This window comes from Mycobacterium sp. ITM-2016-00316 (genome assembly GCF_002968335.2).
Taxonomy (GTDB): Bacteria; Actinomycetota; Actinomycetes; order Mycobacteriales; family Mycobacteriaceae; genus Mycobacterium.
Window position 1 is genome coordinate 1308716 of record NZ_CP134398.1, and the last position, 16936, is coordinate 1325651.

At 67.1% G+C, this 16936-nt stretch carries 25 protein-coding genes; 14 read left to right on the plus strand and 11 right to left on the minus strand.

The genetic code is table 11. The annotated features are described in order from the left end of the window. The first annotated feature begins 35 nt into the window (after positions 1 to 35). Positions 36 to 1376, plus strand: coding sequence for an L-lysine 6-transaminase (gene lat, locus C6A86_RS06280; RefSeq protein WP_105364440.1), 1341 nt, complete (start codon positions 36 to 38; stop codon positions 1374 to 1376). Here the strand turns inward: lat and C6A86_RS06285 are convergent. Beyond that, positions 1363 to 1896 carry a restriction endonuclease gene (locus C6A86_RS06285; protein WP_233213092.1) on the minus strand — a complete coding sequence of 178 codons (534 nt, stop codon included), beginning with the start codon at positions 1894 to 1896 and terminating at the stop codon, positions 1363 to 1365. The genes lat and C6A86_RS06285 overlap by 14 nt on opposite strands. Positions 1897 to 2016: 120 nt before the next feature. On the opposite strand from C6A86_RS06285, the gene C6A86_RS06290 reads away from it, so the two are divergent. The 5 genes from C6A86_RS06290 (at position 2017) to usfY (ending at position 4328) form a co-directional block, all read left to right on the plus strand. Continuing rightward, a complete protein-coding gene (locus C6A86_RS06290; protein WP_105364438.1) occupies positions 2017 to 2445 on the plus strand; it encodes an SRPBCC domain-containing protein in 429 nt (142 codons plus the stop codon). Next, positions 2442 to 2783: a helix-turn-helix transcriptional regulator gene (locus C6A86_RS06295; RefSeq protein WP_105364437.1), complete on the plus strand. Its 342-nt coding sequence runs from the start codon at positions 2442 to 2444 to the stop codon at positions 2781 to 2783. The genes C6A86_RS06290 and C6A86_RS06295 overlap by 4 nt, the downstream gene beginning before the upstream one ends. 11 nt (positions 2784 to 2794) lie before the next feature. After that, positions 2795 to 3484, plus strand: coding sequence for a PAS and ANTAR domain-containing protein (locus tag C6A86_RS06300; RefSeq protein WP_105364436.1), 690 nt, complete (start codon positions 2795 to 2797; stop codon positions 3482 to 3484). A gap of 158 nt (positions 3485 to 3642) precedes the next feature. Beyond that, a complete protein-coding gene (locus C6A86_RS06305; RefSeq protein ID WP_396834827.1) occupies positions 3643 to 3936 on the plus strand; it encodes a hypothetical protein in 294 nt (97 codons plus the stop codon). A gap of 83 nt (positions 3937 to 4019) precedes the next feature. Beyond that, on the plus strand, positions 4020 to 4328 hold the full coding sequence (gene usfY, locus C6A86_RS06310) for a protein UsfY (RefSeq protein ID WP_105364435.1): 309 nt from the start codon (positions 4020 to 4022) through the stop codon (positions 4326 to 4328). 61 nt (positions 4329 to 4389) lie between these two features. On the opposite strand, the gene C6A86_RS06315 is transcribed toward usfY, so the two are convergent. Continuing rightward, positions 4390 to 4626: a CsbD family protein gene (locus C6A86_RS06315; RefSeq protein WP_105364434.1), complete on the minus strand. Its 237-nt coding sequence runs from the start codon at positions 4624 to 4626 to the stop codon at positions 4390 to 4392. Between the two features lie 164 nt (positions 4627 to 4790). Here C6A86_RS06315 and C6A86_RS06320 point away from each other — a divergent pair, with 164 nt between their 5' ends. From C6A86_RS06320 to C6A86_RS06340, 5 genes are read left to right on the plus strand one after another with little or no spacing between them, the layout of a single operon-like run. Then, positions 4791 to 5036 (plus strand): hypothetical protein, encoded by a 246-nt coding sequence (locus C6A86_RS06320; RefSeq protein ID WP_199196282.1) that lies wholly within the window; start codon positions 4791 to 4793, stop codon positions 5034 to 5036. Continuing rightward, positions 5033 to 5188, plus strand: a complete 156-nt coding sequence (locus C6A86_RS06325; RefSeq protein ID WP_105364432.1) for a hypothetical protein — start codon at positions 5033 to 5035, stop codon at positions 5186 to 5188. The genes C6A86_RS06320 and C6A86_RS06325 overlap by 4 nt, the downstream gene beginning before the upstream one ends. Before the next feature lie 34 nt (positions 5189 to 5222). After that, on the plus strand, positions 5223 to 5768 hold the full coding sequence (locus C6A86_RS06330) for a DUF6328 family protein (RefSeq protein WP_105364431.1): 546 nt from the start codon (positions 5223 to 5225) through the stop codon (positions 5766 to 5768). A gap of 17 nt (positions 5769 to 5785) precedes the next feature. Next, a complete protein-coding gene (locus C6A86_RS06335) occupies positions 5786 to 6769 on the plus strand; it encodes an LLM class F420-dependent oxidoreductase (protein ID WP_199196280.1) in 984 nt (327 codons plus the stop codon). Next, on the plus strand, positions 6766 to 7455 hold the full coding sequence (locus C6A86_RS06340) for a methyltransferase (protein WP_199196279.1): 690 nt from the start codon (positions 6766 to 6768) through the stop codon (positions 7453 to 7455). Before C6A86_RS06335 ends, C6A86_RS06340 begins: the two co-directional genes overlap by 4 nt. A 78-nt stretch (positions 7456 to 7533) precedes the next feature. Here the strand turns inward: C6A86_RS06340 and C6A86_RS06345 are convergent, their stop codons facing one another. The 3 genes from C6A86_RS06345 to C6A86_RS06355 form a co-directional block, all read right to left on the minus strand. Next, positions 7534 to 8358 (minus strand): DoxX family protein, encoded by an 825-nt coding sequence (locus C6A86_RS06345; protein ID WP_396834831.1) that lies wholly within the window; start codon positions 8356 to 8358, stop codon positions 7534 to 7536. A gap of 145 nt (positions 8359 to 8503) precedes the next feature. Beyond that, entirely contained in the window at positions 8504 to 8707 is a 204-nt protein-coding gene (locus C6A86_RS06350) for a hypothetical protein (protein ID WP_105364427.1), read from the minus strand. A gap of 96 nt (positions 8708 to 8803) precedes the next feature. Next, positions 8804 to 8926 (minus strand): hypothetical protein, encoded by a 123-nt coding sequence (locus C6A86_RS06355; RefSeq protein ID WP_255419463.1) that lies wholly within the window; start codon positions 8924 to 8926, stop codon positions 8804 to 8806. A gap of 113 nt (positions 8927 to 9039) precedes the next feature. Here C6A86_RS06355 and C6A86_RS06360 point away from each other — a divergent pair, with 113 nt between their 5' ends. Then, positions 9040 to 9465, plus strand: coding sequence for an ATP-binding protein (locus C6A86_RS06360; RefSeq protein WP_105364426.1), 426 nt, complete (start codon positions 9040 to 9042; stop codon positions 9463 to 9465). Between the two features lie 26 nt (positions 9466 to 9491). Further along, the gene (locus C6A86_RS06365) at positions 9492 to 10214 is read left to right on the plus strand and encodes an RNA polymerase sigma factor SigF (protein WP_233213093.1); all 723 of its coding nucleotides are present in this window, start codon (positions 9492 to 9494) and stop codon (positions 10212 to 10214) included. A 1-nt stretch (position 10215) separates the two neighbouring features. Here C6A86_RS06365 and C6A86_RS06370 read toward each other — a convergent pair whose 3' ends face one another. After that, a complete protein-coding gene (locus tag C6A86_RS06370; RefSeq protein ID WP_105364424.1) occupies positions 10216 to 10587 on the minus strand; it encodes an STAS domain-containing protein in 372 nt (123 codons plus the stop codon). Positions 10588 to 10900: 313 nt separating this feature from the next. Between C6A86_RS06370 and C6A86_RS06375 the strand changes: the two genes are divergently transcribed. Then, on the plus strand, positions 10901 to 11464 hold the full coding sequence (locus C6A86_RS06375) for an NTP transferase domain-containing protein (protein WP_105364423.1): 564 nt from the start codon (positions 10901 to 10903) through the stop codon (positions 11462 to 11464). Between the two features lies 1 nt (position 11465). Here C6A86_RS06375 and C6A86_RS06380 read toward each other — a convergent pair whose 3' ends face one another. The 5 genes from C6A86_RS06380 to C6A86_RS06400 all read right to left on the minus strand — a co-directional run bounded on the left by C6A86_RS06380 (position 11466) and on the right by C6A86_RS06400 (position 16902). Further along, positions 11466 to 11798, minus strand: a complete 333-nt coding sequence (locus C6A86_RS06380; protein WP_057167231.1) for a hypothetical protein — start codon at positions 11796 to 11798, stop codon at positions 11466 to 11468. A 79-nt stretch (positions 11799 to 11877) separates the two neighbouring features. Then, positions 11878 to 13674, minus strand: coding sequence for an acetyl/propionyl/methylcrotonyl-CoA carboxylase subunit alpha (locus C6A86_RS06385; RefSeq protein WP_105364422.1), 1797 nt, complete (start codon positions 13672 to 13674; stop codon positions 11878 to 11880). Between the two features lie 270 nt (positions 13675 to 13944). Beyond that, on the minus strand, positions 13945 to 15378 hold the full coding sequence (locus C6A86_RS06390; protein WP_105364421.1) for a hypothetical protein: 1434 nt from the start codon (positions 15376 to 15378) through the stop codon (positions 13945 to 13947). A 214-nt stretch (positions 15379 to 15592) separates the two neighbouring features. Continuing rightward, on the minus strand, positions 15593 to 16009 hold the full coding sequence (locus tag C6A86_RS06395) for a SufE family protein (RefSeq protein WP_199196278.1): 417 nt from the start codon (positions 16007 to 16009) through the stop codon (positions 15593 to 15595). After that, complete coding sequence (locus tag C6A86_RS06400) at positions 16006 to 16902, minus strand: sulfurtransferase (RefSeq protein WP_105364420.1); 897 nt, start codon at positions 16900 to 16902, stop codon at positions 16006 to 16008. The genes C6A86_RS06395 and C6A86_RS06400 overlap by 4 nt, the downstream gene beginning before the upstream one ends. Positions 16903 to 16936: the final 34 nt, after the last annotated feature.

The window sequence follows — 16936 nt, forward strand, 5'->3', positions numbered from 1 at the left end:
TGCGGGGGGCGTAAAAATTGCGTTAGGATGGCGCCATGACCGCCGTTCTGACTTCCGCTGACCGCCAGTGCCCCGACCACATCCCGGCCCGTCAGGTGCACGATGTGCTGGGCCGCAACATGCTGGCCGACGGCATGGACCTGGTGCTCGACCTCGAACGATCCCGCGGGTCGGTCCTCGTCGACGCCCGCGACGGCCGCCGCTATCTGGACATGTTCACGTTCTTCGCCTCGTCGGCGCTGGGTATGAATCACCCCGCCCTGGCCGACGATGAGGCGTTCCGCGCCGAACTCGCGCAGGCGGCGGTGAACAAGCCGAGCAACTCCGACATCTACACCGTGCCGATGGCGCGCTTCGTCGAGACGTTCGCCCGGGTCCTCGGTGATCCGGCGCTGCCGCACCTGTTCTTCGTCGACGGGGGAGCGCTCGCCGTCGAGAACGCGTTGAAGGTCGCCTTCGACTGGAAGAGCCGTCACAACGAGGCCCACGGCATCGATCCGGCGCTGGGCACCCGGGTCCTGCACCTACGCGGCGCTTTCCACGGTCGCAGCGGCTACACGATGTCGCTGACCAACACCGACCCCAACAAGGTCGCACGCTTTCCGAAGTTCGACTGGCCGCGTATCGACGCCCCCTACCTGCGCCCGGATGTCGAGATCGCCGACTTGGAGGCCGAGTCGCTGCGCCAGGCTCGCGCCGCATTCGAGGCCCATCCGCACGACATCGCCTGTTTCATCGCCGAGCCCATCCAGGGCGAGGGGGGTGACCGGCACATCCGCCCGGAGTTCTTCGCGGCGATGCGCGCGCTGTGCGACGAGTTCGACGCGCTGCTGATCTTCGACGAGGTGCAGACCGGTTGCGGTATCACCGGAACGGCCTGGGCCTACCAGCAATTGGGGGTTACGCCGGACGTGCTGGCTTTCGGCAAGAAGACCCAGGTGTGCGGTGTGATGGCCGGCGGGCGCGTCGATGAGGTTGCCGACAACGTGTTTCACGTCAGTTCCCGGATCAATTCCACCTGGGGTGGCAACCTCACCGACATGGTGCGCGCTCGGCGCATCCTGGAGGTCATCGAGGCCGACGATCTGATCGCCGATGCCGCCGTGGCGGGGCAGCGTCTGCTGGAGGGGCTGCGGGGGTTGGCCGAGGAGTTCCCCGGCCGTGTGCTCGATCCGCGTGGCCGCGGGCTGATGTGCGCGTTCAGCATGCCGACCGCCGCCGAGCGTGACGAGTTGATCGGGCGGCTGTGGGCCCGGCAGGTGATCATGCTGGCCAGCGGCGCGGATTCGGTGCGCTTCCGCCCAGCCCTCACGGTGACGGCCGCCGAGATCGACACCGCGGTGGACGCGGTGCGCGACGTGCTCAGCGGGATGTAGTCAAGCCGCGGATCAGCCCCTTGAGTCGGGGGATATCGGCGCCGCTGACCAGGATGCACTCGTGGCGTTCGGCCAGTTTTCTTGCCGCCGGTGTGAACTCGTTGTTGGTCACCACCATGGTGTGGGTGCAGTCCTGCATCGCGGCACCGGCCACCACCTCCTGGACGGCGCTGGTGCCGACCGGACGGTTCATCCGTTTGCATTGCACGGCAAGGCGATCCGGGCGACGGCCGATGACGAGATCGACACCCCAATCCCCGGTGATGGACGTCATGATGACCGGGGTGCCGCACGAGCGGGCGATCCGCGCGATGTAGTCCTCGAACTCGGTCCCGGACATGGTGTCGATCGGATTCTCGTTCGGGGCCGGGGTGCGTAAGCCCGTCAGGAAGTGCGGTACGGCAGCCACCGCGAGTGGGGCGAGCAGTGCCGCGGTCAGCGCCAGTGGCCAGCCGCCGCCCGCGGTGTAAACGACGGCACCGGCGGTGACGCCTACCGCCAGAACGATCTTGATCCGCACGCACGCATGGTAGGCGACCCGTCCGACAGCGCCGATGACGTCAAGTGCAACCATGGGGTTGCGTAACCCGGGCGGCATGTGCAATCCTCAAGTTGCACATAAGCCGACGAGGGAGCACTCATGGACACGCTAGACATCACCCGCAGCATCGATATCGCCGCACCCATCACGAAAGTGTGGGCGGCGCTCACCGAAGCGGATCTGATCGCCCAATGGCTGGGCGACAGCGCCGAGTTCGAGGCCGTCGCCGGCGGCACCGGCTACTTCGGCTGGCCCGCGCACGGCAAGTTCCGGGTGCTGGTCGAACAGGCCGAAAAGCCTCGGCTGCTGGTCTACCGGTGGGCCCGGGAGGCCGACACCGACCCGGTGCCCGGGAACTCGACCGTGGTGCGCATCGAGCTCGTCGAGATCGACGGCGGAACCCGACTCGCGCTGGTGGAAAGCGGATTCGAACAGTTGCATAACGCCGAGACGGCGCATGCGGAGAATCAGGGCGGGTGGACCGCCGAACTCGGTGAACTGGTCGAGTTCCTGACGTCGGCGTCGTGACGCCCGACTCTGCTGCGCCGGACCCGCCGACTCTGCTGGCCGTGCTGGCCGACGACACTCGTTGGCGCATCCTCACCGAACTCGGTGCTGCCGAGCTGTCGGCGAGCGCGCTGGCGACCCGCCTGCCGGTGAGCAGGCAGGCGATCGCCAAACACCTTTCGGTGTTGGCCGAGGCCGGCCTGGTCGAGTCGGTCCGGGCCGGTCGCGAGATCCGCTATCGCGCACTCGGTGCCCGGCTCAGCGCGCTGGGCACCGAGCTGACGGTGATCGGTCAGCAATGGGATCGTCGTCTTTCGGCTATCAAGCGCATCGCCGAAGGGCTGGATGAACGGGCATAATCCATCTCGAAATGAGCGATGGACAACACGTCGGCAACCAGCCGGAGGAAGAGCTCGCACTCGCAGCGGGCGAACATCAGCATGTCGGCTGGTTCCGGTTCCATTTCGCCGATGAGCGGTGGGAATGGTCCGAACAGGTGCAGCGCATGCACGGCTACGAGCCCGGCACGGTGCAACCGACCACCGAACTGGTGCTCGCGCACAAACATCCGGATGACTACGGGCAGGTCTCGGCCACGCTGGCGGAGATCCGGCGTACCGGCGCGGCGTTCAGCACGCGGCACCGGATCGTCGACACCCACGGTGTCACCCACCATGTGGTGGTCGTCGCCGATCAGCTGTTCGCCGAGGACGGCAGCACCGTCATCGGCACCCACGGTTTCTACATCGACGCCACCCCCTCGGGGCGGACGGGTGTGCGCGAACAGCAGGAACGGGTGAGCGAGGCCGTCGCCGAGATCGCCGAGGCCCGCAGCGGTATCGAACAGGCCAAGGGGATGCTCATGCTGATCTACCGCATCAGCGCCGATGCCGCCTTCGAGCTGCTGAAATGGCGGTCGCAGGAGACCAACACGAAGCTGCGGGCCCTCACAGAGCAGATCGCCAAGGATTTCCTCGAACTCGACTACCAGGAGCTGCTACCGCACCGCAGCGTGTACGACCGTCTGCTGCTGACCGCCCACCTGCGCGTCGGATCCTGACGTTTGCGCCCGCGTCCGCTCGGGCATCCCACGCCCATGGTGGTGGGCACCCCAGGTATGCCACGCTCCGGAATTTTCGTGGAGTGAGTGCCGTGCGCGCGGAACCGAGAGTCAGACGGGACGACCCCGAGGTGCGCTCGGCTATCCGCTTCTGTCTGGTGACGGCCACGCTCGGTGTGCTGTTCCTTATCCTGGCTGCCGCGCTTACCAGGGGCTGCCACAGTGCCGTCGTCGACTCCGTGACGTGTGGGCGCCCGCAACGCCTCGCACTGGCCCTGGGGGCGCCGGTGATCTTGTTCGGCGGCGGAGTCCACGCGTTCCTGCAGACCTATCGAACCTGGAAGCGCCGGCAGACATGGTGGGCCTGGCAGGGTGCCGGCTGGTTCCTGATGCTGCTGATGATGACGGTGCTGACCATGAGCCTTCCGGCGCTCGCGGGGTTCGGCGGATGACGGCGTTCGGCCGCAGCAAAGGACGCACCGTCCTACTCTTGACATAGCCCGGTAACGGGTCAGGTTGGGGAGAAGGAGACGCCATGAGAGGCCCCAAAGATCCTGTAGACCACACCCGCACGACCCGCACGCATGCCGGCGAGTCCATGAAAGACAACGTGATCATGCCCGCGCTGATCGTGATCGGCGTGGCCCTCGTACTGTTCGTCGGCTGCCTGGCCGCCTTCGCCACCCGGCACCATGATGTCGGCCTGATGCTCGGCTCGCTCTCGGCGGCAGGCTTCATCATCGGAGCGCTGTGGATGGCGGTCGAACACGTCCGGGTGCGCCGCATCGAGGAACGTTGGTATGCAGAGCATCCCGAGGTCACCCGGCAGCGGCCGGCCAGCTAGCCCCGAACGCGGAAAGGCCCAGCCCCGCGGGGGAGCTGGGCTGGGCCGGTCCGGTGGGCCGCTACTGCTCGGCCTTCTGGCGTCCCTCGGCGGCATCGGCGCCGGCGCGAGCGCTCTCGGCTTCGGCTTCCTTCTTGGCCACATCGCGTTCGGCGTCGGCCTTGTCCTGCTGGGCCTGGCCTTCACGGGTGAGGTCATCGCGGCCCGTGACGGAGCCGACGGCTTCCTTGGCCTTGCCTTTGACGTCTTCGACCATGCCGCTGACGCCGGATTCGGGACCTGTCTTCTTGTCAGTCATGTTCAACCTTTCCGCTACGGGAGTGGATTGGTGTCCCGCACCACCTGAGGCTTCCCGAGGGCCCGGTGTATGAAACATCGACCGGGGCGCCCAAATCCGGCCCGCGAACGAGGTTTGACGGGAACGTCAAAGGGGTACCCGTCGTCTGCATTCATCCAAGGCAATTGGAGGCTTCCATGGGACGCGGACTCATCGGCACGCTCGTGTTGATCTGGTTGTTGATCGGAGTGTTCGCGGCGTTTCAGCGCGACTACTTCGACAGTGGGGCTGCCAACTGTGCAACCGCCGGGACCATCGCGCTGACCGTGGTCGCCGGGCCACTCAACTACGGCGGCGTCAACCCCAAAGTGACGGATTGCAAACTGCCGGAACCCAGTTCGATGGGACCGATGGAAATGAGGGCGTCGTGATCGTTGTCGGAGCAATACTGCTGATTCTCGGACTCGTGCTGGATGTCTATCTGCTGTGGGTGATCGGTGTCGTGCTGCTGGTCGTCGGAGCCGTCTTCTGGGCGCTCGGTGCGATCGGTCGGCCGGTCGCCGGCAGGCGCGCCTGGTACTAGCGGACCGGGACTTACGACGACCGACGAGGTCGACGTGGATCACCTGGAGCAGGACCGCCGTTGGAACGAACACGCTCGTCACGAGACGAGTGCGCAAAGGCTGGACCGTAACTGGTCCAGCCTTTTGCAGGAGCTGAGGGTGGTGCAGACCGGAGTTCAGCTCCTGACGGGTCTGCTGCTGACCCTGCCGTTCCACGACGGTTTCGAGGATCTGCGTCCCGAACTGCGGATCGTCTACCTGGTCACGGTGTCCTGCTCGATCGGTGCGACGGTGTTGCTGATCGCGCCGATCGGCATTCACCGACTGCTGTTCCGTCGCCATCGGCTGGACATCGTCGTGTTGACCGCGCACCGACTGGCCTACGCCGGCATCCTGCTACTGGCACTCACCCTGTCCGGTGTGATGGTGCTGATCTTCGGGGCGGTGCTCGATGTATGGGCCGGGGTCTTGGCGGGCACGCTCACCGGGGCGGGCATCGTGGCCTTCTGGCTGGTCTTGCCGGTGGCCCTCCGCGTTCGGGCCGGGACACCCGAAGCCCGGAGCGCCGAGGACCGGTCGCCGCGTTTGCCCACGGGGTGAACGGGTATGCGGGGGCCATGACCAGATTCGGATACACCTTGATGACCGAGCAGGCTGGTCCGAAAGATCTTGTTCGCCATGCGGTTTCCGCCGAACAGGTCGGTTTCGACTTCGAGGTCTGCAGTGATCACTATTCGCCATGGCTGGCGGCTCAGGGCCACGCGCCCAACGCCTGGCCGGTGCTGGGCGCGGTGGCTCATGCCACCGCCGAAGTGAACCTGTACTCCTATGTGACCTGCCCGACCATGCGGTATCACCCCGCGGTGGTCGCGCAGCAGGCCGCGACCCTGCAGATTCTCGCCGACGGCAGGTTTACGCTCGGACTGGGCAGCGGAGAGAACCTCAACGAGCACGTCGTGGGAAGGGGCTGGCCCACCGCGGGCCGCCGGCTGGACATGCTCGCCGAGGCGATCAAGCTCATTCGCGAATTGTTCAGCGGGGAGTTGGTGGACTTCCGTGGCGAGTTCTTCACCGTCGAATCCGCACGACTGTGGGATCTTCCGCAGGTGCCGGTGGGTTTGGCGGTCGCGATGGCAGGTGAGCGGGCTGTCGGGCAACTGGCCGTGCTGTCCGACCATCTCATCGATACCGCACCGGATGTCGATGTCGTGCAGGGCTGGCATACCGAACGACAGGGCATGGGCCTGACCGAGGGCCGAGTCATCGGACAGCTGCCCATCTGCTGGGATCCCGACCGCGATGATGCGATAGCCCGTGCTCACGATCAGTTCAGGTGGTTTGCCGGCGGGTGGCCGGTCAACGCCGACCTGCCCACCCCGGCAGGCTTCGCCGCGGCCACCAAATTCGTCCGGCCGGACGACGTGGCATCGGCGATACCGTGCGGGCCCGATCTCGACGCCATCGTCGACGCGGTGCGACCCTACCGGGACGCCGGTTTCACCGATATCGCGCTGGTCCAGATCGGTGGGGACACCCAGGATCAGTTTCTGTCCGAGGCGGCCAAACCTCTGCTCACCGCCTTGCGCTCGGAACTGGGATGAGAACGACGATCACCAGGATGGCGTCGGACTACGCCACCGTGTATCGGCCGCAACAGGATTCGTACCTCTTGGTGCAGGCCCTGCAGCGGGGCGCCCCGGTGGCGGGGCGCCGGGTCCTGGATCTGTGCTCGGGTAGCGGTGTGGTTGCGATGGCGGCCGTCGGCCTGGACGCCGCCAGTGTCACCGGTTTCGACATCTGCCCGCGCGCCGTGCAGTACGCGCGCACCCGCGCGTCGGTGGCCGGTGCACGGATCGACATCCGGCTGGGGTCGTGGACACAGGCGCTGGAATGCGCTCCGTTCGACGTGGTGGCGTGTAATCCGCCCTCCGTGCCCACTGAGCCCGACAGTGGGGGCGCTGCGGCCGGGGCGTGGGGCGCGCCCAGCACGCCGTGGAACGGTGGACCGGATGGTCGACTGATCCTGGATCCGCTCTGTCAGTCCGCCGCAGCCATGCTGGTGGACGGCGGCACACTGCTGTTGGTCCATTCGGAGTTGTCCGATATCGACCGCTCGCTCGAACAGCTTCGCGGCAGTGGGCTCGACGCCCGCATCATGCTCGACGAGCAGATCCGCTTCGGCGCGGTGCTCGGAGAACAGGCGGCTTGGCTGGAGCGGACCGGACGCCTGGACAAAGGATGCCGCGAGGAGAAGATCGTCGTCATCCGGGCCGACAAGCCGGCGTGACGGGGTAGCACCCACAGCATCGCCGGCCCCACCCGAAAGGGGTAGGGCCGGCGCGAGGCTCATGTCGTCAGGGCCGCATCAGAGTTGCTTGCGGGCCCTCCGCCAGTGGGATGACAACTGCTCGCCACCCTGCTCGATGGCGGTCTCCGCCAACTCCGAACCCCGACGGCGCGCCTCTGCGGCCAAGGGTGCGGCCTTATCGGCGCCCTTCTGCAAGACGAGGGCGCTGCGTTCATAGGCCTCGGCGGCCAGCGGAGCGGCGCGGTCGGCGCCCTTGTGCAGAGCGTGGGCGCTGCGTTCGTAGGCCTGGGCGGCCAACGGCGCGGCCTTGTCCTCGGCCTTGCGCAGCGCCTTGGCGCTGCGTTCGTACGCGGTGGCGGCCAGCGGTGCGGCCCTGTCTAAGGCCGTTTCGGCGAGTTCGCGGCCACGGTCCACGCCGGTGTGTACGCCGTGGCTGAGTTTGTCGGCCAACTCCGCATCGATCAGCGCGTCGTGCGAGGACGGCAGTGCGGATGAAACCCGCTCGGCCACCCGCCGTCCGGCGCGGCGACCCCGCCAGCCCAGCGACGGCTTCCCGGCCGTGTCGGCGGAGGCCAGCACCAGGCCGCCGATCAGGCTCAGGTCGGTCAGGAACCCACGGCGTTTCTCGGCCTTGAGCGCCGGATCGTTCTCATCCCAGAACATGTGCTTGCCGAGGTTGCCGGGGATGACGGTGGCCGCCAGCAGCGCCGAGGCGACCCGCGGTATCCGACCGGTGGCCAGCAACAGACCGCCGCCGATCTGCACGGCGGCATTGATCCGAGCGACGGTGACGGCGTTGTCGGGGATCTGATCGGCGACCGAACTCGGAAGCGCTTGGGCCGCGTCAAGGGTCGGTTGAACGACCTCGGCGGCGGGCTTCACATCGCGGAGGGCTTCAATTCCCTGTCCGATGAAGGCGGCTGATAACAGTGGGCGGGCGATTCGACGAACCAACATGGCGGTGGAGTGCCCAGCGCGAGCCGGATGCAAACACGCGACAGCTCGGGTGTGGTTGGCGCCCAACGCGTCAGCTGTGGCGGTCGGGGTCTTCTTCGTCGCCGCCTGGATCGGCGGCGGTGACCTGCTCCTGCCAGTCCGCAGTGCTCGCCTCCAGCGGGGGGCCGTCCTGGTCGAGTTCCGGGACCTCCCGGTCCGGCACGGTCTCCGCGGCGTCGCGCGACTGTTCGATGGCGTCTGCGGTGGGTACCTCGTCGGGAACTGGACTCGTCATGGCAACCGGGTACCCCGCACCCCTGGCACGAAACAGCCGGTGAGGTTTGGAAACCCGCTGTTGGAGGGTACTGACCACCGCAGGCTCGTGCGCAGTTCAGGCCATCATCGGTCCGAGCATGAGGAACGCCACGGCATACACGCCGATGGCGACGAGGATGACGATGGTCAGCACCACCGCGACCGCGATGAGAATCCGGCGCAACGTGTTGTTGCTCATACAGCAGGATTACCCGGCGCACGTCGCGGTGACACCCGTGAGGCGGTGCAGCACCGTTGGTTAGCTACCAGCAGTTGTGGGGTAATCTCCGAGCGGACTCAGCGGGAGGTCAGATGGTGCACGGTACGGGCACGCACGACGGTGCGGTCGTCGGAGACAGATCGGTTGAACTACGGGTGGCTGCCACCGTGGAGAACCTGGCCGTGCTGCGAGCTCTGGTGTCCGCTGTCGCGACGTTCGAGGATCTGGATTTCGATGCCGTCTCCGATCTGCGCCTGGCGGTCGACGAGGCCGCGACCCGGTTGATGCGGTCGGCGGCGCCCGGCTCGGCGTTGCTGGTGCGGGTCGAACCGCGCGAGGACGCGGTGGTGGTTCGCGCGTCGACGACATGTGAGGTCGACGAAGAGACGATTGTGGCGCCCGGCAGCTTCAGCTGGCATGTCCTCAAATCGCTCACCGACGAGGTCAGCACCTTCAACGAGGCGAACAACGTGTTCGGGATTTCGCTCACCGCGAGACGAGCGAGCCTGCTGCAGTGAGTTCGGAATACGCCGACGTCATCGAGATGTTCCGCGAGCTCCGCGAACTCCCCGATGGCTCAGCACAATTCGCGCGCCAACGCGAGCGGATAGTCCATCGCTGCCTTCCCCTGGCAGATCACATTGCGCGCCGGTTCGAGGGCCGCGGTGAAGCCCGCGACGACCTGGTGCAGGTGGCCCGCGTCGGATTGGTCAACGCCGTCAACCGCTTCGACGTCGACGCCGGATCGGACTTCGCCTCCTACGCCGTGCCGACGATCATGGGCGAGGTGCGCAGGCATTTCCGTGACAACGGCTGGTCGGTGAAGGTGCCACGCAGGCTCAAGGAGCTGCACCTGCGGTTGGGGGCGGCCACCGCGGAGTTGTCGCAGCGGTTGGGTCACGCGCCGACCCCTACCGAACTCGCTGCCGAGCTCGGGATGGATCGCCAAGAGGTGGTCGAAGGACTGATCGCCGGTAGCTCGTACAACACGCTGTCCATCGACAGCGGTGGTTCGGGTGACGACGAGGCGCCGGCGATCGCCGACACGCTCGGGTCTTCGGACGACGCGCTGGATCAGATCGAGAACCGGGAAGCGTTGCGGCCACTGCTGGCCACATTGCCCGAGCGCGAGCGCACGGTGCTGATCCTGAGGTTCTTCGAGTCGATGACGCAGTCACAGATCGCCGAGCGTGTCGGCATCTCACAGATGCATGTGTCGCGGCTGTTGGCGAAATCCCTGGCGCGCCTGCGCGACGAGCTGCAGTAGCTCAGCCCGCGCGTCGCAGTTCGTCGAGCGCGTGGTCGGGATCGCAGATCTGCAACATCCGGTCCACGGGTGCGCTGGTCAGCAGATTCCATTGCACGTTCTGTCCTGCGGCTTGCACACTCACTTTGTGAACTGCCGAAAATGCTTCGGCCGCAAAGAATGTCACGCCGCTGAGGTCGAGCACCAGTTTGTCGGCGTTGCGCAGGCTTAGCTGGACGTATTCACTGAACTGCGTGGTGTTGGCCGCGTCGAGTTCACCTTCGACGGTGATCACGACGGTCGACGGCGGTAACGCCTGCGTGGTGTAGCTCGCCCGATCGCGGGTGAGGTGCTGCGTGGCGGCGACTTGCGCGGCGCCGGTGAGGTGAGACATTTGCGGACTCCATCAGTCGGGTGCACGGGGGAGTGAACCTGTATGTGCTGGGACGCGTCCGCGGATTCGGGGTTGGAGAGGAATCGGCCCCATGTGCTTGAGGCGTGTCGTGCGAGACTCTCGCAGGCCCGTAAGGTGCGATGACGCGTGCGGCCGGCTGTGAACTCAACCTGGTAACGACCCTACGCCACATGATCACGTCGAACAATCGCCTTACCGGACTCTCATCAAAGGCGCATGCTGCCCGCCATCGTTGACGCGGACATCATTCCCCGGGTGCTGAGTCGGACACCCAGGGGGTCACACTGATGACATGTCGACTGACGTCCGCGCCGCCGGCGTGCTGTTGGCCGCCGGTGCCGGCACCCGCTTTGGAATGCCGAAAGTGCTTGCTGTCAAGGGTGATTGGTTGAGGCGCGCGGTTTCGGCGCTGGCTGACGGTGGCTGTGACGACGTGCTGGTGGTGTTGGGCGCTGCCGGTGTGGATGCGGTGGAGCTGCCCGCCCGGGCCCGCACGGTGCACGCCGCCGACTGGGCCGACGGTTTGTCGGCGTCATTGCGGGCCGGTCTGCAGGCCGCCGATGCGGCTCATGCCGTCCTACATCTCGTGGATACCCCCGATGTCGGGGCCGATGTGGTGGCCAGGGTGCTGGAGGCGGCGCGCTCGGCGCCGTCCGGGCTGGCCCGAGCGGTCTATGCCGGCCGTCCGGGGCATCCCGTCGTCATCGCGCGCCGGCACTGGCCGGAATTGCTCACCGGACTGAGCGGTGATGTGGGAGCCGGGCCGTTCCTGCGCGCCCGGGCCGACGTTGTCACCGTCGAATGTGGTGATCTGGCCGGCGGCGCCGATATCGACGAGCCACCGGAGCGCTCCTGAGTCAGGTGTGCACCGTCAGGCCCAGCGCGGCCGACGCGTAGCGCCGCACGGTGTCCTCGGACATCGCGGCGGCGTCCTCGAAGCCCGGCCGTGCCCTGCTGGCCATGAACCCCGTCTCGCGGTCCAGGGTGACCTCGGCCAGCAGTTCACCGGTGCTCGGCTCGCACACCGCCCAGGTGTAGCGGGTGTCGGACTCCCAGCCGTCGGCGGCCTCATCGATGTAATCGAGGTCGGTCTCGCCGAGGTCGGCCAGGGCCGGGCGGTCATCGACGCGATCGTCGTAGCGCAGTCCCCGCAGGTACCACTGCCCGTTGTTGATTTCGACAGGTTCCATGGCGTCAGCCCGACGAACGGCCACTTATCGCACGGAGGTCTCCACACAACATGCGATAAGTGGCCACTCGGGAAAGGGTCTAGTCCTTGATCTCGGCGATCACGGTGCCCTGGGTGATGGCGGCACCGGCCTCGACGGACAGCCCGGTGATGGTGCCGTCCTTGTGGGCGGTGACCGGGTTCTCCATCTTCATGGCCTCCAGAACCACGACCAGATCACCGGCGGCGACCTGCTGGCCCTCTTCGACGGCCACCTTCACCACGGTGCCCTGCATGGGTGCGGTCACCGAATCGCCGGAGGCTGCTGCTCCGGCGGCACCGCCGCGCTTGCGCGCCTTGGGCTTCTTGCGGATGGCGCCGGCCGCGGCGCCGCCCCCGCCACCGATGGCCAGGTCACCGGGCAGCGAGACCTCCAGGCGACGTCCGCCGACCTCGACGACGACCTTCTGCCGGGGCAGGTTGTCCTCTTCGTCGAGGGGCTCACCGGCGGTGAACGGTTCGACGGTGTTGTCCCATTCGGTCTCGATCCAGCGGGTATGGACGGTGAACCCGTCGGCGTCGCCGATGAAGGCGGGGTCGGAGACCACGGCCCGATGGAACGGGATGACGGTCGCGAGCCCTTCGACATTGAATTCAGCGAGGGCTCGACGACTCCGGGCCAGGGCCTCGTCACGGGTGGCGCCGGTGACGATCAGCTTGGCCAGCATCGAGTCGAACTGGCCGCCGATGACCGAGCCGCTCTCGACGCCCGAGTCCATGCGCACGCCGGGACCGGTGGGGGGCTCGAACTTGGAGACCGGGCCGGGGGCGGGCAGGAAGCCGCGGCCCGCGTCCTCACCGTTGATGCGGAACTCGAAGGAGTGACCGCGCGGTGTCGGGTCCTCGGTGATGTCCAGGGCCTCGCCGTTGGCGATCTTGAACTGCTGCAGCACCAGGTCGATTCCGGAGGTCTCCTCGGTGACCGGGTGTTCCACCTGAAGGCGGGTGTTGACCTCGAGGAAGCTGATCAGGCCGTCCTGGCCGACCAGGTACTCGACGGTGCCGGCGCCGTAGTAGCCGGCCTCCTTGCAGATGCGCTTGGCGGACTCGTGGATTTCTTTGCGCTGCGCGTCGGTGAGGAACGGTGCGGGCGCCTCCTCGACCAGCTTTTGGAAGCGGCGCTGCAGCGAGCAGTCGCGGGTACCCGCGACGACGACGTTGCCGTGCGTGTCGGCGATGACCTGAGCCTCCACGTGGCGCGGCTTGTCAAGGTAGCGCTCGACGAAGCACTCGCCGCGCCCGAATGCGGCGACGGCCTCACGGGTGGCCGAGTCGAACAGCTCGGGGATCTCTTCGAGGGTGCGGGCGACCTTCATGCCGCGGCCACCGCCACCGAAGGCGGCCTTGATCGCGATCGGCAGGCCGTGCTCCTTGGCGAAGGCCAGGATCTCGTCGGCATCCTTGACCGGATCGGAGGTTCCGGGGACCAGGGGAGCGTCGGCGCGCGCGGCGATGTGGCGCGCGGTCACCTTGTCGCCGAGGTCGCGGATCGACTGCGGGCTGGGCCCGATCCAGATCAGCCCGGCGTCGAGGACGGCCTGGGCGAAGTCGGCGTTCTCGCTCAGGAAGCCGTAGCCGGGATGGATGGCATTGGCGCCGGACTTCTCGGCGGCCTCGAGCAGCTTCTCGAACACGAGATAGGACTCGGCCGAGGTCTGGCCGCCGAGGGCGAACGCCTCGTCGGCGAGCCGCACGTGGGGTGCGTCGGCGTCCGGTTCGGCGTAGACGGCCACGCTGACCAGCCCGGCGTCTTTCGCGGCTCGGATCACACGGACGGCGATCTCCCCGCGGTTGGCGACGAGCACCTTTGAGATCTTCGAGCTGGCGTGACTGGGCACCGGGCCTCCTGATGGCATGTTCTCTAAGAAACGTCTTTAAGAATGTATCGGGCGAAGTTTAAGTGTCCAATTCCGGGGTGGCGAGTCGGACCCCCGAATTTCGGGCGAGTTACCGTCGCCCTTCCGGTAAGGCGTGTTTGTTACTGGCCGGTACGTGTGACGTGCTCGGTAGCTGCGCTGCGGTAATGCCGGCGAAGGCGCCCTCAGAGTAGAACGGCGGCACCCCGGTTCGGGGGCGCCGCCGCGTATTGACAGTTGTCGAGTTCGTTCTCAGCCGAACAGGGTGGGGATGCCCTTCATCGACGGTGGCGGCTCCACGCCGAGGGCATTGGCCAACAGCGACGGCGCCACATCGAGGATGTCGACCTCCTTGCGCGACGGATCCGCGGTGACGCCGGCGCCCGCGGCCAGCAGGATGCCCTCCGGGATGTGGTAGCCGGTGTTCACCCCGCCGATCCGGGAATGCACGCTCAGGCCCAGATCGGTCGCCGGGACGCTCACGTCGGCATCGGCGCCGGACGGCCGAATGGTCACCGTCGTGGTGTCCTCGCCGGGGACTGTGTAGTCGATACCGAAGGTGACGGTCTTGCCCTCCACGCGCAACCGGGCGAACAGTCGCTCGGTGCCGTTCACCAGGACCGACTCCAGCGGCGCCACGGCGTCGGCGGCGTCGGACTCGGATTCGAAGACCAGCGAGAGCATCGGGTACATGGCCAGGGCGACCTCGGCGGGCTTGAGACCCAGCTTGGCCACCAGCTTGGTGTGGTCGTCGAGGACGAACCGGCCGCCGTCGAGCTTGGGCACCTCAACCGGGCCCTGGCCCATACTGGCCGACATCACCAGCATCGACTGCGGATGCTTGGCCAGGTATTTGCGGATGCGCCCGATCTGGCGGTCGGTGATGTCCATGGCGGCGACGATGAAGCTGCCGTACACCTCGTCGGCGTCGTACTCGTACTTCTCGGTATAGCCGGGCATGCCGTCACCCCAGAACCGGTGCATCATGCCGGCCACGTGGTTGGTGAAGAAGACGCTCAGGCGCGGGTTGTTCTTACGGTGCTGGCGCCAGTACAGGTCGAAGCTCAACGGGGCCTGCATCGCCGATCGGAAAGCCTTGTAGCGCGGGTCGATCCGCTCCTTGACCAGATGGGTGGCCAGGGTGGCGGTGGCCCGCGGGGTCAGCCCGAGCCGCACCAGGTCGACCGCGGTACCGGCCAGTGCCTTGGGGCTCAGTGCGGAGTCCGGTGAGAACCCGTTCTCGCCGGTCATCGCGAGGTTGAACGCTTGGAAGCGTTCCAGCGCGGGCGGGTAGGTCTTGGCGTCGGAGCTGAAGGTGTCGGGCACATAGAAGCCGCCGTGCTTGAACGGGCGGGCGGGCCAGCTCTGCATCGGGCCGAACAACCCGACGGACAGCCCGGCCTTCTCGGCCACATCCCAGATCGGCTCGCCGCGGAACGTCGAGGGATCCTGGCCCAGGTCGAACGAGTTGTGTTCGTAGGAGGAGGTGTGCAGCGTCGGCCAGGTGCGCCACGGCTGCAGACCCTGCAGCTCTTCGCGGTCCTCGTGCACGGTGGTCAGCGACTGACCCTCGGCCAGCAGCGCGGCGATGTGCGACTCGGGACGGTTCTTGACGTAGATGTCGACGACATCCCACGGGACTTCGTTGAGCTCATAGAGAATGACGTCTCTGGCCTGCCGGTTCATCGAGCCGGGCCCCTTTCCTATCGTCCTGTGCGCTGGCCCCCGCCCCAACACCGCGGCATCCCAGCCGGGCGGGCGTGCGGACCGCTCGCTGGCTAGTTAGCTGGCTATGGGCCATTCTGGCACGGATCGGCGGGAATTGCCGTGGTCGGCAATATTGACACCGGCGACAACGGTGATCGCGCTCACAGTCCGGAAAGGCCCGGCCGGGGCGGTGTCAGTGCGCGCGCAGCCGGCGCTTGATCCGGGCCAGCATGGCCGACATCCCGCGCAGCCGAAGCGGGCTGATCAAAGCCGCAAGTCCGAGGTCGGCGTAGAAATCGTCGGGAACCGCCAGGATGTCGGCGGCGGACTGCCCGTCCAGGCCGGCGGCCAGGATCGACGCGAAACCTCGTGTCGTCGGTGCCTCGGCGGGAGCGCTGAAGAACAGTCGCACATGGTCGGGGTCGGTCGCGTCGACGTCCAGGAACAGTGGCGACTGACACTCGGGGACCGGTTCCATGGCGGCCTCCTCCAGGTGCGGCGGCAGCTCCGGGAGATCATTGGCGAACTCGAGCAGAAGCTGCAGCTTGTCCTGCCCGGTGACCTCCTGGAACTCCCCGACGACCTCGGCGAGCGCCTCGGGCATGGTCATGTGGCGGCGGGCGCCGATCCGGGCTCGTCACCGACGGCGACCGGGACCCGCACGGCGTTGCCCCACTCGGTCCAGGATCCGTCGTAGTTGCGCACATTCGGCAGGCCCAGCAGATGGGTCAGTACGAACCAGGTGTGGCTGGACCGTTCGCCGATGCGGCAGTAGACGATCGTCTTGTCCTCGGCGGTGAGATGTCCGTACAAGGCGTCGAGGTCGGCGCGGCTGCGGAAGCGTCCGCTGTCCTCGGCGGCCTTGGCCCACGGGATCGACACCGCGGTCGGGATGTGGCCGCCCCGCAGCGCGCCTTCCTCGGGATAGTCGGGCATGTGGGTGCGCTCGCCGGTGTACTCCTGCGGGGAGCGCACATCGATCAGCGGTTCCTGCCCGAGCACGCCGAGCACGTCCTCGCGGAAGGCCCGGATGGCGGCGTCATCGCGTTCGACGACCGGGTAGCCGCTGCTCGGCTTGTTCGGCACGTCCAGGGTGGTGTCGCGGCTGTTGGACACCCACAGATCGCGCCCGCCGTCGAGCAGGCGGACATCGGGATGGCCGAACAGGGTGAACACCCACAGCGCGTAGGCGGCCCACCAGTTGCTCTTGTCGCCGTAGATGACCACCGTGTCATCGCGCGAGATGCCCTTACGGTCCATCAGTTCCGCGAACTGCGCGCCGTCGATGTAGTCGCGGACGCACGCGTCGTTGAGGTCGGTGTGCCAGTCGATCTTCACCGCTCCCGGGATGTGGCCGGTGTCGTAGAGCAGGACGTCTTCATCGGACTCCACGATGGACAGCCCGGGCCGCCCGAGATTGGCCGACAGCCAATCCGCGGTGACCAAACGTTCGGGGTGCGCATAAGCGGCGAGGGCGGGGTCTGGATCGGCAGGCAGCGACACCCCATGAGCGTACCCATGGGCGGTGACGCAGCGC